Origin of the sequence: Streptomyces sp. NPDC052682, assembly GCF_040678435.1 — a bacterium.
Classification (GTDB): domain Bacteria; phylum Actinomycetota; class Actinomycetes; order Streptomycetales; family Streptomycetaceae; genus Streptomyces.
Genome location: NZ_JBFATS010000014.1, coordinates 38,989 through 65,986, shown reverse-complemented (window position 1 = coordinate 65,986; position 26,998 = coordinate 38,989). Strand labels below are relative to the sequence as shown.

Annotated in this window: 21 protein-coding genes; 8 read left to right on the top strand and 13 right to left on the bottom strand. The window is 71.8% G+C overall.

Annotated features, from left to right (window positions below; translation table 11 throughout):
* The first annotated feature begins 77 nt into the window (after positions 1-77).
* Positions 78-1,496 (top strand): amino acid permease, encoded by a 1,419-nt coding sequence (locus AB0K80_RS22630; RefSeq protein ID WP_365672344.1) that lies wholly within the window; start codon positions 78-80, stop codon positions 1,494-1,496.
* Positions 1,497-1,539: 43 nt separating this feature from the next.
* Here the strand turns inward: AB0K80_RS22630 and AB0K80_RS22625 are convergent, their stop codons facing one another.
* Together AB0K80_RS22625 and AB0K80_RS22620 are read right to left on the bottom strand one after the other, a co-directional pair.
* Positions 1,540-2,151 (bottom strand): hypothetical protein, encoded by a 612-nt coding sequence (locus AB0K80_RS22625; protein ID WP_365672342.1) that lies wholly within the window; start codon positions 2,149-2,151, stop codon positions 1,540-1,542.
* Positions 2,105-4,357, bottom strand: a complete 2,253-nt coding sequence (locus tag AB0K80_RS22620; RefSeq protein WP_365672340.1) for a hypothetical protein — start codon at positions 4,355-4,357, stop codon at positions 2,105-2,107. The genes AB0K80_RS22625 and AB0K80_RS22620 overlap by 47 nt, the downstream gene beginning before the upstream one ends.
* Before the next feature lie 355 nt (positions 4,358-4,712).
* On the opposite strand from AB0K80_RS22620, the gene AB0K80_RS22615 reads away from it, so the two are divergent.
* Positions 4,713-4,880, top strand: coding sequence for a hypothetical protein (locus AB0K80_RS22615; protein WP_365672337.1), 168 nt, complete (start codon positions 4,713-4,715; stop codon positions 4,878-4,880).
* A gap of 516 nt (positions 4,881-5,396) precedes the next feature.
* Here the strand turns inward: AB0K80_RS22615 and AB0K80_RS22610 are convergent.
* Positions 5,397-7,493, bottom strand: coding sequence for an autotransporter-associated beta strand repeat-containing protein (locus AB0K80_RS22610; protein ID WP_365672335.1), 2,097 nt, complete (start codon positions 7,491-7,493; stop codon positions 5,397-5,399).
* Between the two features lie 171 nt (positions 7,494-7,664).
* Here AB0K80_RS22610 and AB0K80_RS22605 point away from each other — a divergent pair, with 171 nt between their 5' ends.
* The 5 genes from AB0K80_RS22605 (at position 7,665) to AB0K80_RS22585 (ending at position 13,874) form a co-directional block, all read left to right on the top strand.
* The gene (locus AB0K80_RS22605; RefSeq protein ID WP_365672333.1) at positions 7,665-8,756 is read left to right on the top strand and encodes a glycoside hydrolase family 43 protein; all 1,092 of its coding nucleotides are present in this window, start codon (positions 7,665-7,667) and stop codon (positions 8,754-8,756) included.
* 1 nt (position 8,757) lies between these two features.
* Positions 8,758-10,170, top strand: coding sequence for an RICIN domain-containing protein (locus AB0K80_RS22600; RefSeq protein ID WP_365672331.1), 1,413 nt, complete (start codon positions 8,758-8,760; stop codon positions 10,168-10,170).
* A gap of 93 nt (positions 10,171-10,263) precedes the next feature.
* The gene (locus AB0K80_RS22595) at positions 10,264-11,307 is read left to right on the top strand and encodes a rhamnogalacturonan acetylesterase (RefSeq protein ID WP_365672329.1); all 1,044 of its coding nucleotides are present in this window, start codon (positions 10,264-10,266) and stop codon (positions 11,305-11,307) included.
* 63 nt (positions 11,308-11,370) lie between these two features.
* On the top strand, positions 11,371-13,062 hold the full coding sequence (locus tag AB0K80_RS22590; protein WP_365672327.1) for a DUF2264 domain-containing protein: 1,692 nt from the start codon (positions 11,371-11,373) through the stop codon (positions 13,060-13,062).
* A gap of 56 nt (positions 13,063-13,118) precedes the next feature.
* Positions 13,119-13,874: an isocitrate lyase/phosphoenolpyruvate mutase family protein gene (locus tag AB0K80_RS22585; RefSeq protein ID WP_365672326.1), complete on the top strand. Its 756-nt coding sequence runs from the start codon at positions 13,119-13,121 to the stop codon at positions 13,872-13,874.
* A gap of 8 nt (positions 13,875-13,882) precedes the next feature.
* Here AB0K80_RS22585 and AB0K80_RS22580 read toward each other — a convergent pair whose 3' ends face one another.
* The 4 genes from AB0K80_RS22580 to AB0K80_RS22565 all read right to left on the bottom strand — a co-directional run bounded on the left by AB0K80_RS22580 (position 13,883) and on the right by AB0K80_RS22565 (position 18,850).
* Positions 13,883-14,977, bottom strand: coding sequence for a glycosyltransferase family 4 protein (locus AB0K80_RS22580; RefSeq protein WP_365672324.1), 1,095 nt, complete (start codon positions 14,975-14,977; stop codon positions 13,883-13,885).
* 253 nt (positions 14,978-15,230) lie between these two features.
* Entirely contained in the window at positions 15,231-17,369 is a 2,139-nt protein-coding gene (locus AB0K80_RS22575) for a glycogen debranching N-terminal domain-containing protein (RefSeq protein WP_365672323.1), read from the bottom strand.
* A gap of 139 nt (positions 17,370-17,508) precedes the next feature.
* Positions 17,509-18,255, bottom strand: a complete 747-nt coding sequence (locus AB0K80_RS22570; protein WP_365672322.1) for an alpha/beta hydrolase — start codon at positions 18,253-18,255, stop codon at positions 17,509-17,511.
* Positions 18,248-18,850, bottom strand: coding sequence for a TetR-like C-terminal domain-containing protein (locus AB0K80_RS22565; protein ID WP_365672319.1), 603 nt, complete (start codon positions 18,848-18,850; stop codon positions 18,248-18,250). The genes AB0K80_RS22570 and AB0K80_RS22565 overlap by 8 nt, the downstream gene beginning before the upstream one ends.
* A 62-nt stretch (positions 18,851-18,912) precedes the next feature.
* On the opposite strand from AB0K80_RS22565, the gene AB0K80_RS22560 reads away from it, so the two are divergent.
* Positions 18,913-19,455, top strand: a complete 543-nt coding sequence (locus tag AB0K80_RS22560; RefSeq protein WP_365672318.1) for a kinase — start codon at positions 18,913-18,915, stop codon at positions 19,453-19,455.
* 50 nt (positions 19,456-19,505) lie between these two features.
* On the opposite strand, the gene AB0K80_RS22555 is transcribed toward AB0K80_RS22560, so the two are convergent.
* The 6 genes from AB0K80_RS22555 to AB0K80_RS22530 form a co-directional block, all read right to left on the bottom strand.
* The gene (locus tag AB0K80_RS22555; RefSeq protein ID WP_365672317.1) at positions 19,506-20,312 is read right to left on the bottom strand and encodes an ABC-2 family transporter protein; all 807 of its coding nucleotides are present in this window, start codon (positions 20,310-20,312) and stop codon (positions 19,506-19,508) included.
* 1 nt (position 20,313) lies between these two features.
* Positions 20,314-21,117, bottom strand: a complete 804-nt coding sequence (locus tag AB0K80_RS22550) for an ABC-2 family transporter protein (RefSeq protein WP_365672316.1) — start codon at positions 21,115-21,117, stop codon at positions 20,314-20,316.
* A gap of 2 nt (positions 21,118-21,119) precedes the next feature.
* Complete coding sequence (locus AB0K80_RS22545; RefSeq protein WP_365672314.1) at positions 21,120-22,127, bottom strand: ATP-binding cassette domain-containing protein; 1,008 nt, start codon at positions 22,125-22,127, stop codon at positions 21,120-21,122.
* Between the two features lie 123 nt (positions 22,128-22,250).
* Complete coding sequence (locus AB0K80_RS22540) at positions 22,251-25,124, bottom strand: glycoside hydrolase family 2 TIM barrel-domain containing protein (protein ID WP_365672313.1); 2,874 nt, start codon at positions 25,122-25,124, stop codon at positions 22,251-22,253.
* A 12-nt stretch (positions 25,125-25,136) separates the two neighbouring features.
* Entirely contained in the window at positions 25,137-26,021 is an 885-nt protein-coding gene (locus tag AB0K80_RS22535) for a carbohydrate ABC transporter permease (protein WP_365672311.1), read from the bottom strand.
* Positions 26,018-26,986: a sugar ABC transporter permease gene (locus AB0K80_RS22530; RefSeq protein WP_365672309.1), complete on the bottom strand. Its 969-nt coding sequence runs from the start codon at positions 26,984-26,986 to the stop codon at positions 26,018-26,020. The genes AB0K80_RS22535 and AB0K80_RS22530 overlap by 4 nt, the downstream gene beginning before the upstream one ends.
* Positions 26,987-26,998 lie beyond the last annotated feature (12 nt).

The following is a 26,998-nucleotide window of genomic DNA, read 5'->3' as shown; positions in this document are numbered from 1 at the left end:
CATGAACAGGTCGCCCAGCATGTGGGATGCCGGGTTACGATCACGACCCTCCCCGCCCCGTCCGTACAGGAACCGTCATGACCGCCCCCGGCACCACCGACGCAACACAGCCCACCGAGCCCGCGGACTCTGCCCAGCCCGCCGAGTCCGCTCCGGACCGGTCCGCTCCCCGCCGCACCTTCGGCCTGGCCGCCGCCACCGCCCTGGTGATGGGCAACATCATCGGCGGCGGCATCTTCGCCCTGCCCGCCACCGTCGCCCCCTACGGCACCGTCAGCCTGCTCGCCTTCGTCGTCCTCTCGGTCGCCGCCGTGCTGCTCGCCCTGCTCTTCGGGAAGCTGGCCCGGCGCAGCCCGGTCACGGGCGGCCTGTACGTCTACCCGCGCGACGCGTTCGGCCCGTTCGCGGGCTTCCTGTCGGCGTGGTCGTACTGGACGATGTGCTGGGTCAGCATCGCCGCGCTCGCCGTCGCCGTCGTCGGCTACGTCGACGTCCTCATACCCCTGCGCGGCAACCACGCCCTCGAGGCGGCCGTCGCGCTGGCCGCCCTGTGGCTGCCGGCCGCTGCGAACTTCGCCGGCACCCGGTGGGTCGGGGCGGTCCAACTGGTCTCGACCGTGCTGAAGTTCCTGCCGCTGCTCCTGCTGTCCACCGTCGGCCTGTTCTTCGTCGACGCGGACAACTTCGGCCCGTTCAACGCCTCCGGCCAGAGCGTGTCCGGGGCGCTGGCCGCCTCCGCCGCGCTGCTGCTGTACAGCTTCCTCGGCGTGGAGTCGGCCGCGGTCAGCGCGGGCGAGGTCCGCGACCCGGAGCGCACGGTGGGCCGGGCGAGCGTCCTCGGCACGCTCGGCTCGGCGCTGGTCTACCTCCTCGGCACCGTCGCCGTCTTCGGCCTGGTCCCGCACGACCGGCTCGTCGACTCCGGCGCCCCCTTCGCCGACGCAGTCAACGCCGTCACCGGCGGCTCATGGGGCGGCACCGCCGTCGCCCTGGTCGCGGTGGCCTCGATCACCGGCTGCCTCAACGGCTGGATCCTGATGGCCGCGCAGATGCCGTACGCCGCCGCCCGCGACGGCCTCTTCCCAGCCCCGTTCGCCCGGGTCGGCAAGGGCGGGGTCCCCGGTTTCGGCGTGTGGGCCTGCGCGGTGCTCGGCACGGTCCTCATCGCCCTCAACTACACGGCGGGCCCGGACACCACCTTCCGCGTCCTCGTCCTGATCACCACCTTCACCGGCTGTGTCCCCTACCTGCTGTCCGCCGCCGCCCAGCTGTACTGGCTGGCCCGGGGCACCCGCGAGCGGGTCCGCCCGGCCGGCCTGGCCCGCGACCTCACCGTGGCGGCCCTGTCCTTCGCCTTCTCCTTCTGGCTGATCGCGGGCGCCGGGTACGCGGCGGTCTACCAGGGGGTGCTGTTCCTCTTCGCGGGGATCCCGGTGTACGTGTGGCTGCGCGGGCGCCGGGAAACGACGCAGAGCGCCACCGGACCGCGACCGTGACCTCACGACGGCTCTCCCACACGCACGTGTGGTGCTTCACCGGTCACCCCACGCGGATCCTCGAGACACAGACCAGATCCTGCTGGTACGTCACGCCCCCCTGCCGGTAGACGTACCGGCATCCGGTCAGATCACCGGTGACCTTGCCCGTCACGCGGACGCGGGCCGCCCAGAAGACCTCGCCGGGTTCGTGCGCCGGCACCACGGCCGGCCGGCCGGAGCGGTCGGGCAGCGTGGTCAGATCCGGTATGCCGGGCGAGCCCCCGACCGGAGAGGCACTGAGCGGGTGCCCGCCCGTGTCCTCGTGGCTCAGTGCCTTGTACCCGATGATCCGAAGGCCGTCGGGCACCCGCGTGATCTCGCCCCGCAGAAGCGTCAGCGGCCGGTCGGAGACGTTGTCGGCCGTGGGAAGGGCGACCCAGTACTCCTTCCCGATCCGCGCGTGCGGGCTGGTCACCTCGACGCCGGCCTGGATGTCACCGTCCAGCGCCGTGCCGGCCGCATGGCCCCCGGAGGGCTCCTCGCCGGGCAGCGACCAGACGGCCAGGACGGTCAGCGCGGCAGCCAGGGCCGACCCCAGCAGGAGTGCGCGGCCTTTTCCCCAGGTCCTACTTGGAGTAGAAGACGCCGGCTTTGCCGCTGCTGATGGACCCATTCTTTCCCCACACCCAATGTTTGCCCGGCCTGTTGCCGGCGCTGATCTTCTGCTTGTGGTTGGAGTCGTACCCGGTCTTCGCCCCCATGGACACGCCGTAGAAGCTGACGGCACCACCGAACTTGACGCTCCTGCCCCGGGAGAGCTGGGCGTGGGCGCCCGGTTCGAGGTAGTTGCGGTACGCCTTGTTGGCGCGGTTGAAGTTCGCCGAACCGTCCTTGCCGGAGACGTCCTTGCCCACCTTGCCGAGCGCCCCGCCGGCCGGGGCCTTGTACCGCTTGGGCTCGATCTTGTACCAGGTGGAGCGGACGACGCCGGAGCACATGTACTGGTTCTTGACCTTCACGTACTCGATCGGAACCTTGTACTGCTTCGCGTAGTGCGGGCCCTTGTTGGTGTACCCGACGGCGATGCTGACGCTGTGGGAGACCTCCTTAGACGCGCCCAGGGTCCAGTTGCCGTTGCTCTTGACCGCCGTCTCGACGCTGGAGTTCATGGAAGACTCGTACTCGAAGGTCGCCTTCGCGTCCCAGCCGGCGTGGGCCTCGCCCACCACCGTGTACTTGATCTTGGACGCGACGGGGATCCGGATCGTCTCGCAGGTGCCGGAAGCCATAGGAGTGACCGGTGGCCGTACGGGCTCGGCACTGACGTCCTTGCCGTCGACGAGGTACGGGTCGTAGTCGGCGGGCAGCACGCCGGTGTCGCTCTGCCACTGCGGATCCTCCCCGTCGGGGACGGCGGGGCTGTTCTCGACCTTGGCCGCGTAGGTCTGCGCCTCGCCGGTCGCGGCGAAGGAATCCTTCGGATTGCCTTCGGCATCCACGGTGTTGGGGATCAGCTTGACGCTGTGGCCGTTGTCGGGACCGGCGATGCTGGCGTCGACGGCCGCCTGGTCGGTCATGGCGGACAGACTGTCGACACCGAGCATCTTCACGCCGCTGCCTGTGGCGCCGAGGGCGACGGCCTCCAGGTTGAGGATCCCGCCATTGTCGTCCTTGGCCTGCTGCACGGCGGCCGGCAAGGTCTCGGGGAGCGTGAGGGACCAGGAGCCGTCCGCACCGGTGGTGGCGGTGCCGACCACGGTCCCCTTCGTCTCGCCCGCCGCGTCGAGGCCGACGTCGGAGGCGGTGACGGAGACCGGCAGCCCCGCGGAGGGCTGGCCGTTGCCCAAGGTGAATCTGCCGGTGACCGTGCGGGACGGCGGCGCGACGGTGTCGCCGGCGGGGTCGTCCGTGAGGGCGGTGCCGGTGTCGTCCGGGGGAGCGCCGAAGTAGGGCGCCACGTCGGGGTCCGGGTCGGTCAGGCAGGGCCCGGCGTCGGCGATGATCTCGCCGACGATGCCCGAGCGCACGTCGTCGTCGGCCTGTGTCCAGGGACCGGTGGTGTACGTACGGATCTGGCCGGTGGTGTCGGGGTCCGCGGTGACGGACTGGGTACCGACGGCACCCGGGCCTGCCGACCAGCCCTGGGTGGCGTCGACGCCGGTGGCGATGTCGGTGGTGCCCCACAGCTTGATCGTGGGGCCGGTGGTGGGATTGAGCGGCAGCACGAGGCTCTGCTGGATCGTGCCGTCCTTCAGCCACTGCACGGCAGAGTTGACCATCCAGGCGTCGTCCGCTGCGGCGATCGCCGTGGTGATGGAGGACTTCGTGCCATCGACGATCCGGGTGAGGGTGCCGTCGCCCGTGGCCGGGCTGGACTGGCGGTAGACGTCCATGGTGCCGTCGGAGGCGAACACCAGGAACCACTGGCCATTGGTCAGCACGCGTGTGGCCGACGACCAGTCGAGGCCGTACATCTTCACCGGCGTCAGCAGGGCGCCGCCGGTGGCGGTGTTGTCCTTGTACGCCTTCACCTGGCCGGTGGCAGTGGCTTCGTAGAGCAGGCCGTTGCCGCCGCCGGTGAACACCTTGCTGGTCATCGGCAGGTTCGCCGTGTACAGGGTGTCCACAAGCGTGGCCCCGGGGCTCTTCGGGCCCCACTCCATGTACTTGTGGAGGACGCGTTTGGACGCGATGTTGCCGCTGGTGGCCGGCTCCCACACGTAGGTGGGGACCGAGGAGGTGATGCAGTCCGTGTCCGCTGCGGCAGCCGGCTGGGCGGGTGCGACGGCCTGTGGGGCGACGGCGGCCCCCGCCACGAGAACGGCGCATAGGGCCCAGGTGGCGCGGGAGGCGGGTCGTCCGGTCTGGCTGGTGGCCATGAATCCCCTGTTCGTTCACTGCGCAGCCCTGCGGGCGCGCAGCTGGTGCGGGCGAGCTGGTCGGGCTCGCGGTAGCCAGATCCCATCACGCCGCCGCACCGGCAAACTGGAGCTGCCAATTCCGTTTGTGGCCGTGATCAGCCCTGTTTGCCCGCGGCGCGGCCACTATGTGAGGGAAACGTGTTGAGGTTCCTCTGAGCTGAGACGTCGACTCTTTGCCAAACCTTGTACTCCTCGTCGCCATTTCGATCACCGGCTGCAACGGCACCGAGATCACCGGGGTGCCGCGGGTACGGGAGCTGTACGGCATGCCTGCCCTGGGCTCCTGATCCGTGGCGAACGTCCGGACGGCGACGTGGCGTTGTTGCTCGAGGAAGCCCGCGGGCAGGCTGCCACCGGCTGGCCGCTCGCCCGGCACGTCCGGCGGCTCGGCACAGCCCAGGCAGCAGCCCGCGTCGAGGACCGGCCGTGGCTCTCCCGCCGCTTCCTGCGCGGTTACGTCGGCAGCAAGACGCAGCGCTGATCGAACGAGGACTTCCTCGTCCGCTGGGGCGCCGACGGGCCCGATGCGGTCGGCGGTACGTCGGACGACCCCGTCGTACGGCAGCTGTTGCTGTACAGCGACTGGCTGGACCTGGTCCGCCGCGGGACCTCATCTGCCCGCAGCCCATCTGTCCGAGGACTTGCCCACGGGGTCGGGCGGAGGAGCTGTTCCGTGCGCTGGAGGACCGGTGCGAGGAGCCGGCCCGCCGGAGGAGGCGCGGGTGCTGGACGTCCTCGTGGGGATCGCCCGCTCCCGGCGATGGGAGTCGGCCGGGACGACCGACCGGCCAGGGGCGCCGAGGGACTGTACGGCTGACTGAGCCGGAACGGCGGCTGAGGGCCCCGTCGACGGCCCCCCGCCGACTGACCCGGGGCGGCGAGTGCCAGGCGTGGCTCACCGGCCAGGCGGCGACTGACCAGCGCGGCCGTGCCGAGACGCCGGGTGCTCCCGTACGGCTGACCGGTTCCTCGCCAGGCGTTCCGGTGTGCGGCGTGCCTATCCCCGCGAGGCGTGCCTGCCGCGCCGGCGTCGGCCCCCGCTCACGCGTCGCGTCGCGGGAACCAGCAGACTGGCCAGGAGTCCCAGCCCCAGCGCGTACGGCCACCAGTTGAAGCCGACGGTGTGCGACGTGTCCGAGGTGCGCGCCTCGGCGCTCGCCGCGCCCGGCCCCGATGCCGCGCGGGCGGCCGCGGGCGGGCTCGCCCCGGCGGTCGCGGTCAGGACGACGTCGTTGCCGTCGCCGCCCCGGTAGGTGATCCGGTAGGTGGTGCCGGCGAGCTTCAGCCGGGCGCCCTCCTTCAGGCCGGTGAACGCGCCGGTGGTTGTCGCGCGCCCCGTGTGGTCGAGCACGGTGATCTTCCGGGCGGGGCGCTGCTTCCCGGCCGCCGAGACATCGAGGCCGCCGGCCAGCCGGAGCGCGCCGGTCACCGTGAGCGGCCGGGAGCCCAGCACCAGTTCGCCCCGCGCGCGCTGAGTGTAGGAGCCGCGCACCGTGAGACCGCCCGCGACCACGCCCTCGTTCGTCACCGCCCCCCGCACCGTGCCCGTGCCGCTGAGCGAGTGGGTCACCCGCAGCCCGGCCGGGCCCGCGTCCAGCCGGGCGGCCGCCGTCGTGAGGCGGATCGCCCGGCTGTGGTTCAGCGTCGCTCCGGAGCGCAGCGCCAGCGTGCCCTTCGCGACCGTTGTCGTCCCCGTGTACGTCACACTCCCCGTCAGGGTCGTCGTCGCCGGCCCCGCCTGCGTGAGCGACCCGGAGCCGCTGACCGGGGGCAGGGACAGGGCCTGGCGCGTGTTGTGCACGACCAGTGAGCCGTCGTCGACGACCTCGCAGCGGCCGCCCTTGGTGTAGAGCCCTCCGTCGCCGCCGGGCCTGCCCGAGCCCAGCCGCAGCACGGCGCCCTTCTCGCCGGTCGTCGAGCCGTCGTAGTACTGGACGGCGGCGAAGGTGACGTCGTTGCCCTTCGTTCCCTTGATGACGACGTCCCCCGCGCCCGGCGCGGCCAGCGTGTCGTGGAACCGGCCGCCGCCGATGGGCGCGCCCAGCGTCACCGGGCCGTCGTAGTCGAAGGTGAGCCGGGACCGGGAGCGCGCCGCGAGCAGGTTGATGTAGACGGTCTCCGCGGTGCCCGGCATGAAGATGCGGTGAGTGGTGCCGTCGCCCCACTGGACGTCCGCGCCCTTGATGTTGGTGCCGCGCTTGTTGACGTTCTTGCGCGCGGGCGTCCAGTTGAGGGCGGGATCGCTGAGCGACGGGTCGGTGTCGCCGCCCCGGTCCGACCAGCTGTACTGGCCGGTCAGGATCACCTTGCCGCCGGGCCGCGACTGGATGTTGATGTCGCTGCCGTACGCGCGCTGGTAGAAGTCCATCCCCATGGTGACGGTCTGTCCCAGCGGGGTGTCCACGGTCCAGGTGCCCTGGTTGAGCACCTTGCGGACGCGGGGGAGCGAGGTGGCGTACTCGGGTCTCCCGGCGTCGACCTGGGTGCCGTTGTCGATGACCCCGGAGAAGGGGTGGGTGCCCGAAAGGTCCCAGGTGCCCCACAGGAACCTCGGCTGGGTGATGAGCCCGGAGCCGCTGAGGGTGCCCAGGTTGTAGGCGCTCCTGAGCGACAGCCGGAGCGTGCCGTCGACCCGGATGTTGTCCTGGTTGAGCCGGAACGCCGGGGTGCCGTACGGGAAGTGGCCGATGAGCCCGGTCGTGCCGCCGTCGCCGTACTGGAGGGTCGCACCCCGGGCGACGGTGACGGCCGGCGGGTCGGGGCGGGTGACGGTGACGTACGGGTGGGCGCCGCCACGCACGCTCACCTGCTGCCGCTGCCGGGACCTCGGCAGGGTGAAGTCGCTGTCCCTGGTGAGGATCAGCGTCCCCGTGCCGCGCACGGTGAGCGTGCCCGTACCGCGGAACACCCCGTCGTACGTCGTCGTCCCGGGCGGGACCGTGACCACCGTGTCGCCGCTCAGGGTCACGTCCCGGCCGGCGAGGACGTCGGCGGTGACGTCCCGGGAGGCCGCCGCTGCCGGGGGAGCGGTGAGGAGGGCCACCGCGAGGGCACCGGCGACGGCCGCTGCTGTCGTATGGGTGAGGCTGCGCACGCTGTCGGAGACGCACCCGGGCCCGGGGCGATAACAGAAACTTCGCGGGACCTTTCCCGTCCCGTCCGACCCGTTGACCTACTCATGACACACGCTTACCTTCAGCTCGTTCGTGATGACAGATGCAGTTCGTGATCTCGAACGTACCCCCACGTCTGAGAGGCAGTTCGCATGAGCCGCGACCCCGCTCTGCCCGAAGTCACCAGCCGCCGACTGCTGTTGAAAGGTGCCGCGGCCGCCGGCGCCCTGGCCGCGGTACCCGGCGCCGCCCAGGCGGCGGCCCCCGCCGCCCCTGGCACACCCCCGAAGGCAGCCCCGTTCGTGAACCCGCTCGTCCGCAACCGCGCCGACCCGCACATCACCCGGCACACCGACGGCTGGTACTACTTCACCGCCACCGCCCCCGAGTACGACCGCATCGTCCTGCGCCGCTCCCGCACCCTGAACGGCCTGTCCACCGCCGACGAGTCCGTCATCTGGCGGGCCCACCCCACCGGGGACATGGGCGCGCACATCTGGGCACCGGAGATGCACCGCATCGGCGGCAAGTGGTACATCTACTTCGCCGCCGCGCCCGCCGAGGACGTGTGGAGGATCCGCATCTGGGTGCTGGAGAACTCCCACCCCAACCCCTTCCAGGGCACCTGGGTGGAGAGGGGGCAGATCAAGACGGCCTGGGAGACGTTCTCCCTGGACGCCACCACCTTCACCCACCGCGGCACCCGCTACCTGTGCTGGGCGCAGCACGAGCCCGGCATGGACAACAACACCGGCCTCTTCCTGTCCGAGATGGCCGACCCCTGGACCCTGCGCGGCCCGCAGATCCGCCTGTCCACCCCGGAGTACGACTGGGAGTGCGTCGGTTACAAGGTCAACGAAGGCCCCTACGCCCTCAAGCGCAACGGCCGTGTCTTCCTGACCTACTCGGCCAGCGCCACCGACCACCACTACTGCGTGGGCCTGCTGACCGCCGACGCCGACAGCGACCTGATGGACCCGGCCAGCTGGTCCAAGTCGCCGACGCCCGTCTTCACCAGCAACGACACGACCCGGCAGTACGGCCCCGGCCACAACTGCTTCACCATCGCCGAGGACGGCCGCACCGACGTCCTCGTCTACCACGCCCGCCCGTACAAGGAGATCGCCGGCGACCCGCTCAACGATCCCAACCGCCACACCCGCATCCAGAGACTCGGCTGGAAACCGGACGGCACACCGGACTTCGGCATCCCGGTCGCCGACACGGCGCAGGCGGGGGTGTGAGATGAGACGCCTCCACAGCATCCTGCTCGCCCTGTGCTGCGCGCTCGCCGGCGCCCTGGCGACCGCCGCCCCGGCGAGCGCCGCACCCCAGACCGTCACCAACGGCACCCAGTTCACGGACACCGCCGGCAACCCCGTGCACGCCCACGGCGGCGGCGTCCTCAAGGTCGGCTCGTACTACTACTGGTTCGGTGAGCACCGCAACGCCGACAACACCTTCCGGTACGTGGATGCCTACCGCTCCACCGACCTGAAGAACTGGGAGTTCCGCAACCACGTCCTGACCCAGTCGTCCGCCGCCGAACTGGCCAGCGCCAACATCGAACGGCCGAAGGTCATCTACAACGCGGCCACGGGCAAGTTCGTGATGTGGGTGCACAAGGAGAACGGCTCCGACTACAGCGAGGCCCGCGCCGCCGTGGCCGTGTCGGACACCGTGGACGGCGACTACACCTGGGTGGGCAGCTTCCGTCCGCTCGGCCAGCACATGTCCCGTGACATCACGGCCTTCGTCGACACCGACGGAACCGGCTACATGGTCTCCGCCGCCCGCGACAACTACGACCTGCACATCTACCGGCTCACCGCCGACTACACCGGCATCGCGAGCCTGGTCGCCAACCCCTGGCCGGGCGGCCACCGCGAGGCCCCGGCGCTGTTCAAGCGCAACGGCGTGTACTTCATGCTCACCTCGGGCGCCACCGGCTGGAACCCCAACCAGCAGCAGTACGCCACGGCCACCAGCCTCGCGGGCCCCTGGTCGGCGATGCGGAACGTCGGCGACGCGACGGCCTTCGGCTCGCAGACCGCGTACGTGCTGCCGGTGCAGGGCTCCTCGGGCACCTCGTACCTGTACCTGGGCGACCGCTGGGGCAACTCCTTCGGCGGCACCGTCAACGACTCCCGCTACGTGTGGCTGCCGCTGACCTTCCCGAGCTCCACCTCGCTGTCGATGTCCTGGTCCCCTGAGGTCACCGTCGACACCACCGCCGGAACCGTCACCGGCACCAGCGCCACGTACCACACCCTGATCGCCCGGCACAGCGGCCGGTGCGCGGACGTCACCAGCCAGTCGCAGTGGCCCGGCGCCCAGCTCAAGCAGTACGACTGCAACGGCGGCGGCAACCAGAAGTACTGGTTCAAGTCGACCAGCAGCGGTTACTACCAGCTGATGACGCGGCACAGCTCGCTGTGCGTCCAGGAGAACGCGAGCACGGTCACCCAGGAGAACTGCAGCGCCTCCGCGACCGCTCAGCAGTGGTCGCTGACCACCACCGGCTCGTACGTGACCGTCAGGTCCCGGGCGACCGGCAAGTGCCTGGACGTGAACGGCGCGTCCACCGCCAACGCCGCCGCGATCATCACCTGGACCTGCACCGGAGGCACCAACCAGCAGTGGACACGGGGGACGTGACGAGCCGTATCCCCCAGTGGGGGGCTAGAAAGCGCTTGCCAAGAGCGGTACGGTCCAGCGCCAGGCCTTGTCGTCCTGTGGAGGAGCCGACGCATGAGACGTTTCAAGCTCGCCGTCCTGGCGGCGCTGACGCTGAGCACCGGCCTGGTGACCGTACCGGCGCAGGCGCACGGCGGTCAGCATCCCCTCGGTATCGAGAACTGCTCCGCCACCGCCTGCCACTTCGACGTGCCGCCGGGCACGTACGACGTGAAGGTCCTCCTCGGCGGCGAGGCCGCGTCCCGCACGAGCATCGCCGGCGAGACCCGCCGGGCGCTGCTCGGCGAGACGGCCGTACCGGCCGGCCGGCGCCTCGCCCGCAGCTTCACCGTGCAGGTCCGCACCCCCGAGGGCGAGCCCACCGGCCCCGACGGCACCCCCGGCCTCGACCTGACCCTCGGCGGTCCGGCCCCGGCCCTGGCCGGCATCGAGGTCACTCCGGCGCGGCACGCCCGGCACATCTTCCTGGTCGGCGACTCCACCGTCTGCGACCAGCCCGGCGACCCGTACGCCGGCTGGGGTCAGCAACTGCCGCGGTACCTCCGCAAGGGCCTGTCCGTCGCCAACTACGCCGACTCCGGCGAGAGTACGGTCACCTATCTCGGGAACCCGCAGCTGTGGGCCACCGTGCGGCCCCTGATCCACCGGGGGGACCTGGTGCTGATCCAGCTCGCCCACAACGACAAGACCACCGACGAGGCGACCTACCGGGCCAACCTCGAGGCCCTGGTGGCGGGCGTCCGCGAACAGGGCGGGCGACCCGTCCTGGTGACGCCGATCGTGCGGCGCTGGTTCAGCGCCGACGGCACCCTGAACAACAACACAGCGCTGCTCGTCAACGGCCTCGGCGTCGACCACCCCGCCGTCATCCGCTCCGTCGCCGCCGCCGAGGACGTCCCGTTGATCGACCTCACCGCGAGGACCAAGGCGCTGGTGGAGTCCCTCGGCGTCGAGGGCTCCAAGGCGCTGTACCTCACCGACGAGAAGCGGGACAACACGCACACCTCCGTGCACGGGGCCACCGTGTACGCGGGCCTGGTCCGCGACGAACTCGTCGCCCAGCACCTGGTGCCGCAGGGCCGGGTGCGGGTGGGATGAACCCCTGGGGCGTCCCGACCGGAACCGGGGCGCCCCAGGTCCGCACCCGGAGAAAGAGAAACGATGCAGCTGCCACCCGACGACCGCACCCTCAGCCCCCGCACCGGCTACACCCGCGCCCACTGGGAGGCCGCCGCCGACGCCCTGCTCGCGGCCGTCGAGCCGTACGCGACGCCGGACCGGGCGCTGTACCACCTGCCCGGGAACCGCACGAGCTGGTCCGGCCGCCTCTCCGACGGCCTGGAGGGCTACGCCCGCACCCTGCTGCTGGCGGCCTTCCGCCGCGACGAGAAGGCGTTGGAGCGTTATGCGGACGGCCTCGCGGCCGGGGTGTGCGGCGTCTGGCCCCGTATCGAGGACCGCGGCCAGGCCCTGGTGGAGGCGGCGTCGATCGCCCTCGCGCTGCGCCTGACCCGCGACCTGCTGTGGGACCGCCTCGACGACGGCGTACGGCAGCGCGCGGCGGCCTGGCTCGGCGACGCGCTCACCGCCGAACCCTGGCCGTGCAACTGGGAGTTGTTCCCGGTCATGGTCGGCGGTTTCCTCGCCGGGACCGGTTACCGGGCGGACGCCTCCCGCGCGGCGGTCGAGCGCGGGCTGGACCGCATCGAGCAGTGGTACGTCGGCGACGGCTGGTACACCGACGGCGACGGCCGGAAGTTCGACTACTACAACGGCTGGGCGATGCACCTGTACCCGGTGCTGCACGCGTGGCTGGAGCGGGACGAGCGGCTGCTCGACCGCTACGGAGGCCGCCTGGCCCGGCATCTGGCCGACTACGCCCGCCTGTTCGGCGGCGACGGCGCCCCGCTGCACCAGGGCCGGTCCCTGACGTACCGCTTCGCCACCACCGCCCCCCTGTGGCTCGGTGCGCTGACCGGTCACACGCCCCTCGCCCCCGGCGAGACCCGCCGTCTGGCCTCCGGGGCGCTGAAGTACTTCCTGGACCGGGGCGCGGTCGACGCGCACGGCCTGCTGACCCTCGGCTGGCACGGCCCCGACGAGACGGTGCTCCAGGGCTACTCGGGCCCCGCCTCCCCGTACTGGGCGAGCAAGGGCTTCCTCGGCCTGCTCCTGCCGCCCGGCCACGAGGTGTGGACGGCGGCGGAGGAGCCGGGCCCTGCGGAACGCTCCGACGCCGTCACCCCCTTGCCCGCCCCCAACTGGCTGCTGCAGTCCACCTGTTCGGACGGCCTGGTCCGCCTCCACAACCACGGCAGCGAGGACGTCCGCTACGACCCGTACTACACGCGCCTGGCCTACTCGACCGTGACCCGCCCGGCGGCGTCGTACGACAACAGCGTGCTCGTCGACGGCGACGCCGGCCGTACGGACATCACCCCGCTCGGCGCCGGGGAGGGCTGGGCGGCCTCCCGGCACACCGTCCGGGACGGGGTCACCGTCACCAGCGTGGTCCTGGCGCGCGGCGCCACGGAGGTGCGCGCGCACCTGGTGACCGGAGCGCCACCGGGCACGCCGGTGCGGGTGACCGGGTGGGCGGCCGCGGACGGCGTACGGGCCGAACTGCTCCCGGCCGTCGGCCTCGACGAGAGCCTGGCGGGTGCCACCTCCGAGGGGGCGACCCTGTTCGCCGCCCTGGCCCGGCTCACCGCGGAGCCCGACCCGGTCCCGCTGACCACGACGGTACGGGTGCGGGCCACCGGGCCGGGGGAGCTGGAGATCTCCTGGCCGCAGGGACCGAGCACGCTGGTGCGGCTGCGGGACGCGGACGTGGAGGTGCGCGGCCTTCCGTGACCGCGCCCGGGACACTTCGGCCGGCACCGAACGAAGTGGCCCCTACCGTCTGCGGTATGACCGCCTTCGCAGATCTGCACCGACCGGGGCAGCCCCTGCTGCTGCCCAACGCCTGGGACCACGCCTCCGCGCTGGCCCTCGCCGCTCAGGGGTTTCCGGCGGTGGGCACCACGAGCCTGGGCGTCGCGGCGGCGCTCGGGCTGCCGGACGGCGCGGCGGCGACCCGTGAGGAGACCCTGCGGCTCGCCCTCGCCCTGGGTCCGGAGCCGTTCTGGCTGTCCGTCGACGCGGAGAGCGGCTTCAGCGACGACCCGGACGAGGTGGCGCGGTACGCGCACGAGCTGTACGCCGTCGGTGCGGTCGGCATCAACCTGGAGGACGGGCTCGGCCCCGCCGCCCGGCACGCCGCGAAGATCACCGCGGTGAAGGCGGCGGCCCCCGGCCTGTTCGTCAACGCCCGCACCGACACCCACTGGCTCGGCGACGGGGACCTCTCCGAGACCCTGAGCCGCCTCGAGACCTACCAGCGGGCGGGCGCCGACGGAGTGTTCGTGCCGGGGCTCACCGACCCCGACGGCATCGCCGCCCTGGCCGGCGCCCTCGACGTCCCCCTCAACGTCCTGTACACGCCCACCGGCCCGGCGCTCCCGCAGCTCGCCGATCTCGGTGTGGCCCGGGTCAGCCTCGGCTCGCTGCTGTACCGGCGGGCGCTGGGCGCGGCCCTGGAGGCGGTGGCCGACATCCGGGCGGGCCGGCCACCGCGCGGGACGACACCGTCGTACGACGAGGTGCGGGCGCTGAGCCGCGGCTAGGCGACGCCTCAGGCCACCGGCGCCATGTCCTCCTGCGTGGCGCGGGCCCTCAGCGGCGTCGGTGCCGTGGCGGTGAGCACCTCGTGGTACACCGCCTCGTACCCGGCCGCCATCGTGTCCGGCTGGAAGTGCTCGATGACGTGGTTGCGGCAGTCCCGCGAGTCGAGCCTGCCCACCGCCTCGACGGCGTCGGGGAGTTCGGCGACGTCGTCGCGGACCAGGCCGGTGACGCCGTCGACGACGACCTCCGGAACGGAGCCGCGGCGCAGGGTGACGACCGGGGTGCCGCACACCATCGCCTCGATCATCACCATGCCGAACGGCTCCTCCCACTGCAGCGGGAACAGCAGGCAGCGGGCCCGGGCCAGCAGCTGCTTCTTGCGCTCGCCGGTCACCTCGCCGAGCCACTCCACGCCCGGGCCGAGCCGCGGCTTGATCTCGGCCTCGAAGTAGGCGTGCTCGGCGGGCTCGCTGCACTTGGCGGCCAGCTTGATCTCCCGCCCGGCGGCGCGGGCCGCGTCGATGGCCAGGTGCATGCCCTTGTCGGGGGTGCAGCGGCCCAGGAAGAAGACCCAGTCCTCCTTGTCGCGGCGGTACGGGAAGTCGCCCGCGCGCAGCGCGTTGTGGACCGTGCCCGCCCAGTTGAGGTCAGGCGCCTGGGAGCGCTGCGAGCGCGAGATCGCCACCAGGTGCACGCTGTCGCCCAACTGCCGGTAGTAGTCGCCCGGTTCGCCGTCCAGCGGACCGTGCGTGGTGACCACGGTGGGCGTGGTGCGGCCGCGGGCGAGCAGGGGACCGGCGAGCGTGTGGTCGTGGATCACGTCGACGTCCAGGTCCTCAAGGATGCGGGCGGTGGCCGCGGTGTGCCACACCTCGGGCAGCGGCTCGCCCAGCCGCTTGCCCTGCGGCACGTCGTAGGTGCGCAGCATGCGGCGGGCGCGGGTGCCGTTGCGTCCCGCGGCGATCAGGGTCACGTCGTGGCCGCGCTCCACCAGCGCGTCGGTGAGGTCGGCGCACATCGCCTCGATCCCGCCGTAGCCGCGCGGCGGAAGCTCGAACCACGGCGGCGCGACCATGGCGATACGAAGCGGCAGGTTGCTCACGACGTGCAACTCCTTTCCTGTCGCGCCCGGCTGCCTCCGCGCACGGCAGGGCGGCACCGCACCCGGGCGTGCTCTGCCGTGCCGTGCCCGGAAGCAGGGGCGAGGGATGGGGTGGGCCGGCCACGGGCAGCGTCGGCCGCGGCGCGGTGACATACCGTCACAGGACGGGGGCGTCAGGGAGACGCGGGCGTCTCGGAGACGGGGTGTCAGGGAGGCGGAAAGTCAGGGAGACGGGCGTCAGGAGACGCGGGAGTCAGGGAGACGGCGGGAAGGAAGCCGTGCAGGCGCAGGGCTCCTGCGTGACCTCCATGCCCGTCGGCAGCCCGGTGACCTGGACGTCCCCGTCCTCGGTCACCGTCACGCCCACCCGGGCCGCGCCCACCGGCACATCGGTCAGGCGCAGCGGCCCGAAGCGGGCGGGCAGGGCGGGGGCGAGCCGGATCCGTCCGTGCGGGACGCACACCTCGGCGCCCAGCAGCACCCGCAGCAGGTACAGGGGCGTCGCGGAGGCCCAGGCCTGCGGGGAGCAGGCCGCCGGGTACGGCACCGGCTGGGCGTACTCGGCTCGGTCGAAGCCGCACAGCAGCTCCGGCAGCCGCCCGCCGAACGCCGTCGCGGCGTCCAGCACGGCCTCGGCGACGCGGCGGGCGTGGCCGGTGAAGCCGTAGCGCATCAGGCCCGCGGCGACGATGCCGCTGTCGTGCGGCCACACCGAGCCGTTGTGGTAGCTCATCGGGTTGTACGCGGCCATGGTCGTGGCCAGTGTGCGCACGCCCCAGCCGCTGAACATCTCGGGGGAGAGCAGGAGTTCGGCGACTGTCTCGGCCCTGTCCGTGTCGATGATGCCGGTCCACAGGCAGTGGCCCAGGTTGGAGGCGAGCGAGTCGACCGGGTTCTTCTCGCCGTCCAGCGCCTCGGCGTACCAGCCGCGCCCGGGCAGCCAGAAACGTTCGTTGAAGCGCCGCTTGAGCTGCCGGGCCCGCTCCTGCCAGCGGGCGGCGCCCTCCGTGTCGCCGGTGTGCTCGGCGAGCAGCGCCCGCGCCCGGTAGGCGGCGTACACGTATCCCTGCACCTCGGCGAGCGCGATGGGCGGCTCGGCGATCCTGCCGTCGGCGCCGTTGACGCCGTCCCAGGAGTCCTTCCAGCCCTGGTTGGCCAGGCCCCGGTCGGTGGAGCGCTGGTACTCCACGAACCCGTCGCCGTCCCGGTCGCCGTACTTCTCCACCCACTCCAGCGCCCGGTCGGCGTGCGGCAGCAACTCCCGTACGGCGTCCGGGTCGACGCCCCAGCGGCACAGCTCGCCGAGCAGCATCACGAACAGCGGGGTGGCGTCGACGGTGCCGTAGTAAACGGTTCCGCCGAGGGCGAGGGACGCCTCGACGCCGAAGCGCAGCTCGTGCGGGATCTTGCCGGGCTCCTCCTCCGTCACCGGGTCCGTCCTGGTGCCCTGGTGCCGGGCGAGGGTCTGGGCGGTGCCTAGGGCGAGGCCCGGGTCGAGAGGCAGCGCCATCAGGGCGGTGAGGATCGAGTCGCGCCCGAACAGCGCCATGAACCAGGGCGCGCCGGCCGCGACCACGGGCGTGTCCGGCCGTACGGGGTCGAAGATGCGCAGCGCGCCCAGGTCCTGGCAGCTGCGGCGCAGGGTGAGGGCCAGCGACTCGTCGCCGACCGTGACGCGCGGCCCGGACGCGCGCCACTCGGTGGTCCGCACCGACGGCCCGGCCTGCTCCACGGGCCGCTCCAGCGGGAACGACGTCGGGGTCTCCACGCCGTCCTTCACCGGGGTGACCAGCACGGACGCCCGCCAGGTGCCGCGCGGCGGCACGACGGCCCGGAAGGTGAGCTGGCCGGGGGAGCAGATGGCGTCCTCGGCGACGATGCGCACGCCCCGGCTCTCGCCGCGCCACTGGCGGCTCAGGGCCAGCACCCCGTCGCCGTAGTCGACGCCGTACTGGCCGCGCGGCCTGACCCGGCCCTCCTTGACCTCGAACAGGTCCGCGAAGTCGGCCTCGACGCGCAGGGTGAGGACGCAGGCGGCGGCCTCGTTGCCGAGGTTGCGCAGCACCAGGTCCTCGCGCATGCCCGCGCCGACGAACCGGTGCCGCTCGACCAGCACGGTGGCCTCGCTCTGCCCGGGGCGCGGCCGGGCCCGGCCGAGGAACAGGGCCCGGTACGGCTCCTGCGCGATGACGGAGAGCGGGTCCACCTCCTCGTCGTCCAGGCGCAGTTGCCATACGGACAGGATCCGGGTGTCGCGGTGGAAGAGCCCTTGGGGAGTGCCGGGTGCGAGGTCACCGCCCCGCTCGGACAGGCAGAACGACGATCCTTCGATCAACGTCACCGAGTCGCCGCCGCCCTGCGTCGCCTCCCCGGCGAACGTCCAGCCGCCCATCGATCACCTTCCCCGTCACGAAGCCCAGGACCACAAGACCACGAAACACGGGCACGGCATCCACGGCATCACGGAGCACGCACGTGAGCACGAAACCCGTGAGAAGACGGTCGATCGGACATGATTTATACGACGGAGCTCAACTTTCCTGCAAGTGAGGGCATGGGCTGCCGCCGTCGGCGGCGGCCGAGCCGGACAGCGCGGCAGCGACCCGCTCCGCGAACTGCTCAGGATGCTCCAGGGGTCCGAGGTGCCCGCCCGGGAACTCGGCGAACGCGCCGCCCGTGCGCTCGGCGAGGAACGCGGCCGTGCGGTGGAGGAGATGGCCGCGCGAGGCGGCACCGGCGGCCAGGGTGAGGCGTGCGGAGGCGGCGCGCAGGGCGTCCAGGTCCGGCGCGTACGCGGTGAAGGGGCGCACGACACGGGCGCGGAAGACCTCCATGGGGGTCGTCAACTGCTCGCCCCCGGGCGGCGGATCACCCACCTCGCGCAGCAGGGAGGCACGGTGCCCGGCCCCGTCCGGCAGCAGGCGCACCACCGGCGGCTCGTGCGCCACCACGTGCCGCAGCCGCCGCGGATGCCGGGCGAGCAGGTCGAGCGCCGCGATGCCGCCGGAACTCATCCCGAGCACGGCCGCCGTGCCGCCTTCCGGCAGGACCGCCTCCAGCAGCCGATGGGCGCCCTCGCTCCAGTCCTCCACGCGCTGGTCGGGCACCGGCTGCCCGAGCCGGCCGTGGGCGAGGCCGACGGGGTCGAACGTGACGACGGTGAACCGGCTGGAGAGGACATGCGTCATGCGGTCCAGGCCCATGGGGTGCCCGGCGCCGCCGGGGAGCACCAGGAGCACGGGCCCCGTGCCGCACACGTCGTGGTGGAGGTCAGTCACCGGTGTTCGTCTCCTCGGGGTCACGGCCCTCACGCGGCCAGTTCTCCAGGGCCACGTGCAGCGCGTCGATCGCCCGGTCCCAGGACGCCTCGACGTCCCGGTCCGCGCCGAAGGCGCCCGCGGCCTCCAGGGCGCAGTAGCCGTGGAAGGTGCTGCGCAGCAGGCGGACGGCGTCGGTGAGGTCGGGCTCCTCCAGGCCGTAGGCGCGCAGCATGCCGTAGGTGATCTCGGCGGTGCGGCGCAGGGCCGGGGAGCCGGCGAGCAGGGCCTGGTCGATGCGGATCTGGGTCGCCGCGTAACGGCCCGGCCGGGTGAGCGCGAACTGACGGTAGGCGCCGGCGAAGGCGGCCAGCGCGTCCTTCCCGGCCCGTCCGGCGACCGCCGCCGCGATCCGGTCGATCAGCTCGCCGCCCGCGAAGAGGGCCAGGCGGGTGCGCAGGTCCTGCAGGTTCCTGACGTGCGCGTACAGGCTCGCGTCCCGCACGCCGAAGTGGCGGGCCAGCGCGGAGAGGGTGACGTTCTCGAAGCCGACCTCGTCGGCGAGGTCCGCGGCGGCCGCGACGAGCCGCTCGGCGGTGAGCCCGGCACGGGGCATACGGGACCTCCGGTTACCTAGGGTTCCTAGGCAAAAACCTAGCAGAACAAGGTTCCGTTAGGGTGCCACCCGTGAGGGTGGGCGACGAAGAGACCCGGCTGGTGATCCTGCGCGGCAACAGCGCCTCGGGGAAGTCATCGGTCGCGGCCGGGTTGCGCGACCGGTTCGGGCGCGGCCTGGCGCTGGTCGGCCAGGACAACCTGCGCCGCGTCGTGCTGCGCGAGCGCGACCGGCCCGGCGCGGCGAACATCGGCCTGATCGACACCGTCGCCCGCTACGCCCTGGACGCCGGCTACCACGTCGTCGTCGAGGGCATCCTGTACGCCGACCACTACGGCGACATGCTGGCCCGGCTGCGCGCAGACCACCGGGGGCACAGCCACGGCTACTACCTGGACGTGCCGTTCGAGGAGACCCTCGCCCGGCACGCCACCAAGCCGCAGGCCACCGAGTTCGGCGCGGGCGAACTGCGCGCCTGGTACCGGCCGCTGGACCTGCTGCCCGGCGGCGCCGAGACTGTGATCGGCGCGGACAGCGCCCTCACCGAGACGGTGGACCGCATCCTGCGCGAAACCGGCCTCGACACGCTTGCGGCCCGGGACTGACCGGCGCCGCGCCGGGCGGCAGCCCGCTCACCGGGGTCACACCGCGGCCGTCACCCGTTCACCCCGGTGTAGTGCCCCAGACTCCACCGCCACAGCCCCCGCGCCCCCAGGTACGCCAGCAGCCCGAGCAGCGGGGAGGCCGCCGCCAGCCAGTACGGCACCATCGTGTCGTGCCCGTGGCCGGTGAGGACCGCCGCCGGGAAGTAGGCCACGAAGGCGAGCGGCAGACCGTACGTCAGGAAGCCGCCGACCGCCCTGGGGAGCACGTTCAGCGGGTAGCTGCCGAAGGTGCCGAGGAGTTCCTCCAGCCAGCGGCCCCAGTAGTCGGCGGCGGGGAAGCGCAGGGCCGCGCAGGCCACCGCCGTGAACAGGGCCGCCTCCAGCAGCATGCCGCCGAGCACGGCCGCGACCAGGTAGGTGATCCGGCCCGCCGTCCAGTCCAGGTCGCTGCGCGAGAGCGCGCCCACCATCAGGCCCGCCGCCACCGTCAGGTCACCGATGGCGTTGGTCGGGAAGTACGCCAGCTGGATCTGGCGGTGGACCGGCATCGGGCGCAGCAGGTAGATGTCGATCCTGCCCTCCTGGATCTGCCGGCCCGCGAAGTGCATCCGGCCCAGGAACAGCACGAACAGGCCGTGCGCCAGCATCCGGGTCGCCGGGATCAGCAGCACCTCCGAGCTGTCCCACCCGCCCATGCCGGTGAACCGGGACAACAGCACCGTCGCGAACACGATCACCGACACCTGCCAGACCGCGCCGATCGCGATCATCATCAGGAACTCGGAGCGGTACTCCAGCTGCGCGCGGAAGTTGAGCGCGGTGATGCGCCACGTGATACGCAGAGCCTTCAGTGACATCTCAGCCTCCCTGCGCGATCACACGTTGCGCGGCCCGCCGCCACACCCACCGGGTGAACAGCGCCAGCACCACGACCCACGCGGCCTGTGTCCCGAGCTGGAACGCCGCGTCCGACAAGGGGATCCGGCCCACGTACAGCGACAGCGGCACGCTCAGCGTCGCCTGGAACGGCAGGAACGCGCTGAGCGTCACGAACCAGTCGGGGAAGAACCACAGCGGCGCGTACACACCGGCCAGCAGGTTCTGCGCGAAGACGAGGATCAGCATCGCCGCGTTGTTGCGCAGCGTGAAGAAACACAGCTGGTCGATGACCAGCATGATGTAGTACAGCACCCACTGGCCGAGCAGCATGCTCAAGCCGAACACCCCTGCCACGGCCGCCGACTCCGGCGGCGACACCAGGCCCGCCGCGAGGCAGACCGCGTAGCCGGCCAGCGCCCACGCCAGCCCGTACAGCCGCTCGCCCAGGGCGCGCAGGGCGTAGTAGCGCTGCGGCGACAGCGGGCGCAGGTACCAGTAGATGATCGTGCCGAAGTGCATGTGCTGGATGACACTGTCCCGGCCCGAGAACTGGTCCAGTTCCCTGAGCCGGGAGGCGAGCACGGCCAGCACGGCGTACGTCACCGCCTGCTCGCGGTCCAGCCCGGCCGTGGTGCCGGACTGCGCGTACAGTCCGCGCCACAGCGACCACACCAGCACCACCTGCACGGCCAGCCGGAGCAGCACGGCCGTCATCCGGGGCGGGGTCAGCAGCTCGCCGAGCGGGGTGACGCGGGCGGTGCGCCAGGCGTACAGGGCCGCCATCGTCAGCCCCCTTCCGTCCCGGGACCGACCTGCGCGTACGCGGCCCGCATCACGTCCTCCAGGTCCGCCTCGTCCAGGGCGATGTCGGTCACCTCGAACCGTTCGACGACCGCCTTGAGCGCCTGGTGGACCGTGGGCGCGGTGGGCCCGTCGGGGCCGAACACGACCTGCGCGCCGGTGTGCCGCAGCAGCGTGGTGCCGGGCGGCGGGACGACCTCGGCGTGCGGGTCGGCGAGGGTGGCCCGTACCTGCCAGGTCGAGCCGAACGTACGGCGGATCTCGTCAAGGGTGCCGTCGAGCATGAGCCGCCCGTGGTTGATCAGCACGACCCGCTCGGCGAGCCGTTCCACCTCGGTCATGTCGTGCGTGGTCAGCAGCACCGTCCGGCCGCGCTGTTCCACCTGGTACCGCAGGAACTCCCGCACCTGCTCCTTGACCACCACGTCCATGCCGATGGTCGGCTCGTCGAGGAACACCACCGGCGGGTCGTGCAGCAGGGCGGCGGCCAGGTCGCTGCGCACCCGCTGGCCGAGGGAGAGGTGGCGGACCCGGGTGTCCCAGAAGGAGGACAGGTCGAGCAGCTCGTCGAACTCCTTCAGACGGGCGGCGTGTTCGGCCCTGGGCACCTCGTAGATGTCGCGCAGGATCGTGAACGACTCGCGCACCGGCAGGTCCCACCACAGCTGGGTGCGCTGCCCGAACACGGCCCCGATGGTGCGGGCGTTGCGCTCCCGCTCCCGATACGGCACCACACCCGCGACCCGGGCCTCGCCGGAGGTGGGGGTGAGGATGCCGGTGAGCATCTTGATGGTGGTGGACTTGCCGGCGCCGTTCGGGCCGAGCAGGGCGAGCAGTTCGCCGGGCGCGACGTCGAAGCTGATGCCGGTGACCGCGTGCTTGGCCACCTTCTGAGGGTTGACCAGGGACCGTACGGCGCCCAGGAAGCCGGGGCGGCGGACCGTGGAGTGGAAGGTGCGGGACAGATCCCGGACCTCGATGCTGCCATCCAAGGACATCGACTCCTTCGCGCGTGACACAAGACGCGGCCGGTCGGCGTGAGTGCCGACCGGCCGCTGGCGACCTCCCGACCCTTTCGGAAAGTCGATCAATCGGTCAATCGATTAACGGATTCTTCACCCGGTGGGTGAGAACACGAACGAGAACTCCACGGGCTGTGCCCGCAGGAAGTACCGCGGCAGCGGACCGGGTCCGCAGGACTGCGACCCGATGCCGTGCTGCCCGTGGTCGAGGTTGACCCACACCGTGTCCCCGGGCACCAGGTCGGTGCGGTGCCGGGCCGCGTCGAGCTGCTCGGTCGTCCAGCGCCGGGCGGTGAACCAGAACTCCGGGTCGCCCTCGATGCGCAGCCCGCCGAGCTCCACCCAGCGCACATCGGCGCGGGCACCGTTCTCCTGCGGGCGGACGTACGGCGTCTGCAGCTCGTCCACGGTCGACTGCCAGCGGCCGACCACCGACGCCGTCCCGGTGTCCGGGTAGGCCTCGCCGGGGCCGCCGCCGTACCACCGCACCGCGTCGGCGGCCGGCAGCCCGAAACGGACCCCGAGGCGCGGCAGCGGCACCGTCCAGTCGCCCTCGGGCGTCACGGACACGGTCAGCTTCAGCCGGTCGCCGTCCGAGGTCCAGCGGTACACCGTGGCCAGGCCCACCTCCCGGGCGGCCGGCGCCACCCGGGTGCGGACCGTCAGCGCGTCGCCGTCCACCTCGATGGAACCGAGCCGGTGCCGCATGCGGTGCAGGCCCAGCGTGCGCCACAGCATCCCGTACCGGGTGTCCGTCTGCCACTCCGCGCCGTCGTCGTTGTCGGTGGTCGCCCGCCACACGTCCAGGCGCAATCCGCTCACCTCGACACCGCCGATACGCGTCAGCGCCCCGGTACGGGCGTCGAACACGGCCGGGCCGAGCGTGATCCGCCCGTCCGCCGAGGCGGTGGGAGCGGCACTGGCGAAGACGGCGGGCACCGGCCGCGCGGCCACGGTGACCTGCCCCCACGCCACCACGTGCCCCCGGGGCGCCCACGCGGTGTCCTCGGCCAGCCGTGCCGTCACGGTCCACAGCGCCTCGCCGCCCGGCCCGTTCGCGGGCGGCTCGGGCAGCTTCACCTCGGCCGACTCGCCGGGCGCGAGCGCCGGCACCGGCAGGGAACCGGCTTCGACGGTCTCACCGTCGACCTGGTAGGCCCAGTCGAAGACCAGCGCCGACAGGTCGGCGAAGTCCTGCTTGTTGGTGATCCGCACGGTGCCGCCGCGGGGGTCGCCCTCGATGCGGACCGGCTCGATGACCTTCTTGTACTCGACCAGCCCCGGCGAGGGCTGCCGGTCGGGGAAGACCAGCCCGTCGCAGACGAAGTTGCCGTCGTGCAGCTCCTCGCCGAAGTCGCCGCCGTAGGCGTAGCCGAGCTCGGGGTGCTGGATGCCGTGGTCGATCCACTCCCAGACGAAGCCGCCCTGGAGCCGCTCGTACTTCTCGAACAGCTCCTGGTAGTCGGCCAGCCCGCCGGGGCCGTTGCCCATGGCGTGCGCGTACTCGCACTGGATGAAGGGCAGTTCGCGGCGCTTGGCGGTGCCGCCGTCGAGCTTCCGGCCGATCCTGTCGACCTCGTCGTGGAAGGCGTACATCCGCGAGTACACGTCGGTGTCGCGGCAGTTCCAGTCGCCCTCGTAGTGCACCAGCCGCTCGGGGTCCCGGGCGTGGATCCACTCGGCCATCGCGGTCAGGCCGCGGCCGGTGCCGCACTCGTTGCCCAGCGACCAGAGCACGACCGACGGGTGGTTCTTGTCGCGCTCGACCATCCGGGCGGCGCGGTCCAGCAGGGCCGGGGTCCAGCGGTCGTCGTCGACGGGGTTGTCGCGCCAGTCCTGCTCCACGAAGCCGTGGGTCTCCAGGTCGCACTCGTCGATGACCCACAGCCCGTACTCGTCGCACAGGTCGAGGAAGGCCGGGTGCGGCGGGTAGTGCGAGGTGCGCACGGCGTTGATGTTGTGCCGCTTCATCAGCAGCACGTCCTCGCGCATGGTCTCCACGTCCAGCGCGCGGCCCTTGACCGGGTGCCACTCGTGCCGGTTGACGCCCTTGAACAGGACCGGCTTGCCGTTGACCTTGATCAGGCCGTCCTCCAGGACGACCGTACGGAAACCGATGCGCAGCGGCACCCGCTCGCCCTCGGTGGCGAGGACACCGTCGTACAGCCGGGGCGTCTCCGCCGTCCACGGCTGGACGGGCACCGTCACCGGCTCGCCGGTGGCGACATCGATGTCCAGTTCGGGGACGGTCACCCGGCCGTCGACGTCGGAGTCGACGCGCAGGGTGCCCTCCCCGGTGGTGTGGTCGTAGGAGGCGTGCACGAAGAAGTCGAGCACACTGCCCGGCGGGCGGTGCAGCAGCGTCACGTCCCGGAAGATGCCCGGCAGCCACCACTGGTCCTGGTCCTCCAGGTACGACCCGGCCGACCACTGGTGCACCCGGACGGCCAGGACGTTGCCCCGCGGCTTCAGCAGGTGCCCGACCGCGAACTCGTGCGGCAGGCGCGAGCCCTTGAACTCGCCGATGTCGGTGCCGTTCAGCCAGACGCGGGCGCAGGACTCGACCCCGTCGAAGCGCAGCACCGCGCCCCCGTCGGAGGGCCAGTCCTCAGGCAGGTCGAAGACGCGCAGGTGGTCACCGGTCGGGTTCTCCGTCGGCACGTGCGGCGGGTCCACCGGGAAGGGGTACAGGTGGTTGGTGTAGATCGGCGAGCCGAAGGCCCCGTCGCCCTGGAGGACCCAGTGGCCCGGGACCGTGACCTCCCCCCAGTGGCCGACGTCGAAGCCGGGCTCGGCGAACGCGTCGTCCTCGGCGTCGGCGGTCGCCGACACCCGCAGGCGCCAGCGGCCGTTCAGCGACAGGGACCTGGCGTCTGAGGACGCGTACCAGGCGCGGGGCGGCAGGGCCCCGCTGCCCGGCGAGACGTCCTCGACGTAGCCGGTGTCCGTGGTCGTGCGGAAAGACATCTGTCTCCTAGCTCAGCCCTTGATGCCGGTCTGCGCGATCCCCTGCACCAGCCAGCGCTGGAGGAAGAGGAACACGAACAGCAGGGGCAGGATGGAAATGGCCGTGGCCATGAAGATCAGGTGGTAGTTGACGGTCTGGTTCGTCATGTACGACGACAGCGCCACCTGGACCGTCCAGGCGCTGGGGTCCTGGCCGATGACCAGCGGCCACAGGAAGGAGTTCCAGCCGTTGATGAAGGTGATGGTCGCCATCGCCGCGAAGAAGTTCAGCGAGTTCGGTACGACGACACGCCAGTACGCGCCCCAGTAGCCGAGCCCGTCCACGCGCGCCGCCTCCTCCAGCTCCTTGGGGAACCCGAGGAAGTACTGCCGGAACAGGAAGCAGGTGAAACCACTGAACAGGCCCGGGATGATCAGACCCCGGTAGCTGTCCACCCAGCCGAGCGACGACACGAGCACGAAGCTCGGCACGAAGGTCACGGCGGTGGGGACCATCAGGGTCGCCAGGACCGCGTAGAACACCTTGTTGGCGTGCTTGTACGGGATGCGCGCCAGGCCGTAGCCGGCCATCGAGCAGATCAGCAGGATGCCCAGGGTGTGCAGAACGGCGACGACCACCGAGTTCCACAGGGACCGGGCGAAGTCGACGGTGACGTCGTCGAACGGCTCGGTGATGTTGCCCCACTGGATGGTGGTGGGGAACCACTTCCACTCCTCGCCCGTGATCTCCGGGTCCGTCATCAGCGCGTTGCGGACGATCAGATAGAAGGGGATCAGGAAGAGGAGCGCGGCCACGCCGGTGGCGATGTACAGGCCGGTGTTGCCGAGGACGCTGCCGCCGCGCCGGGTCTTGACCGGCTCGGTGACCTTGTTCAGGTCGGGTGCCGTGGTGGTCACTTGGACTCCTCACCCCTTCCGAAGCCCATGATCTTGCCCTGGAGCAGGGTGACGACGCAGATGAGCAGGGTCAGGACGACCGCGCCGGCGCTGCCCACGCCGTAGTTCTGGTTCTCGCCGAGGGCCATCTTGTACAGCTCCACCAGCGGCGGCTGACCCCAGGTGGCCTTGGAGAGCAGGTTGAAGAACTCGTCGAAGGCCTGGTAGGCGGCGATCAGCAGGAGCAGGATCACCGCGGTCGAGGTCGCCCGCAGCTGGGGCAGCGTGATGTGCCGGAAGGTCTGCCAGCCCGGCTTGGCGCCGTCCAGGGCGGCCGCCTCGTACAGCTCCTGCGGGATGTTCTGGAGCGCCGCGAGGAACAGGATCATGTAGAAGCCCGACTGGAGCCACAGGCGGACGGTCACGATGACCAGCCAGTACCAGGGCGGGTCGGGGCTCGCCAGCCAGGCGATGTTGTCGATGCCGAACCAGCCCAGGACGGTGTTGGCCAGACCGAAGCGGACGCCATTGAAGATCGACATCTTCCAGATCAACGCGGCGGCGACGTAGCTGACCGCGGTCGGCAGGAAGAACACCGACCGGAAGAACGCCCGCATGAACCGCAGCCGGTTCACCAGCAGCGCCAGACCCAGTGACATGGCCCAGGTGGCGGGCACGATGAACGCGGCGAACACGGTGAAGGTGACGAGGGAGTGGAGGAAGTCCTCGTCCGTCAGGATCGTCCTGTAGTTCTCCAAACCGACGAACTGGCTCGGTGTGACGGTGAAACGCGCCTCGAAGAAGCTGAGCCAGATGCTCCAGCCGATCGGCACGAAGACGAAGATCACCAGGCCGATCAGGAACGGACCGGTGAACAGCCAGAAGTTGAAGGTGCTGCTCGCCCTCAGGCCCCGCCGCGGCCGGTCCTTGGAGACCTTGGCCGGGGCGGGACTCTCGGCGACCCCGGGTGTGGTGGTGGTCGACATGTCGGGAATCCG

What these genes read in the sequence shown, in the direction of transcription:
- AB0K80_RS22630 (WP_365672344.1), top strand. Translation starts at nt 78, where the DNA reads ATGACCGCCCCCGGCACCACCGACGCAACACAGCCCACCGAGCCCGCG.
- AB0K80_RS22625 (WP_365672342.1), bottom strand. Translation starts at nt 2,151, where the DNA reads ATGGGTCCATCAGCAGCGGCAAAGCCGGCGTCTTCTACTCCAAGTAGG.
- AB0K80_RS22620 (WP_365672340.1), bottom strand. Translation starts at nt 4,357, where the DNA reads ATGGCCACCAGCCAGACCGGACGACCCGCCTCCCGCGCCACCTGGGCC.
- AB0K80_RS22605 (WP_365672333.1), top strand. Translation starts at nt 7,665, where the DNA reads ATGAGCCGCGACCCCGCTCTGCCCGAAGTCACCAGCCGCCGACTGCTG.
- AB0K80_RS22600 (WP_365672331.1), top strand. Translation starts at nt 8,758, where the DNA reads ATGAGACGCCTCCACAGCATCCTGCTCGCCCTGTGCTGCGCGCTCGCC.
- AB0K80_RS22595 (WP_365672329.1), top strand. Translation starts at nt 10,264, where the DNA reads ATGAGACGTTTCAAGCTCGCCGTCCTGGCGGCGCTGACGCTGAGCACC.
- AB0K80_RS22590 (WP_365672327.1), top strand. Translation starts at nt 11,371, where the DNA reads ATGCAGCTGCCACCCGACGACCGCACCCTCAGCCCCCGCACCGGCTAC.
- AB0K80_RS22585 (WP_365672326.1), top strand. Translation starts at nt 13,119, where the DNA reads ATGACCGCCTTCGCAGATCTGCACCGACCGGGGCAGCCCCTGCTGCTG.
- AB0K80_RS22575 (WP_365672323.1), bottom strand. Translation starts at nt 17,369, where the DNA reads ATGGGCGGCTGGACGTTCGCCGGGGAGGCGACGCAGGGCGGCGGCGAC.
- AB0K80_RS22565 (WP_365672319.1), bottom strand. Translation starts at nt 18,850, where the DNA reads ATGCCCCGTGCCGGGCTCACCGCCGAGCGGCTCGTCGCGGCCGCCGCG.
- AB0K80_RS22555 (WP_365672317.1), bottom strand. Translation starts at nt 20,312, where the DNA reads ATGTCACTGAAGGCTCTGCGTATCACGTGGCGCATCACCGCGCTCAAC.
- AB0K80_RS22550 (WP_365672316.1), bottom strand. Translation starts at nt 21,117, where the DNA reads ATGGCGGCCCTGTACGCCTGGCGCACCGCCCGCGTCACCCCGCTCGGC.
- AB0K80_RS22540 (WP_365672313.1), bottom strand. Translation starts at nt 25,124, where the DNA reads ATGTCTTTCCGCACGACCACGGACACCGGCTACGTCGAGGACGTCTCG.
- AB0K80_RS22530 (WP_365672309.1), bottom strand. Translation starts at nt 26,986, where the DNA reads ATGTCGACCACCACCACACCCGGGGTCGCCGAGAGTCCCGCCCCGGCC.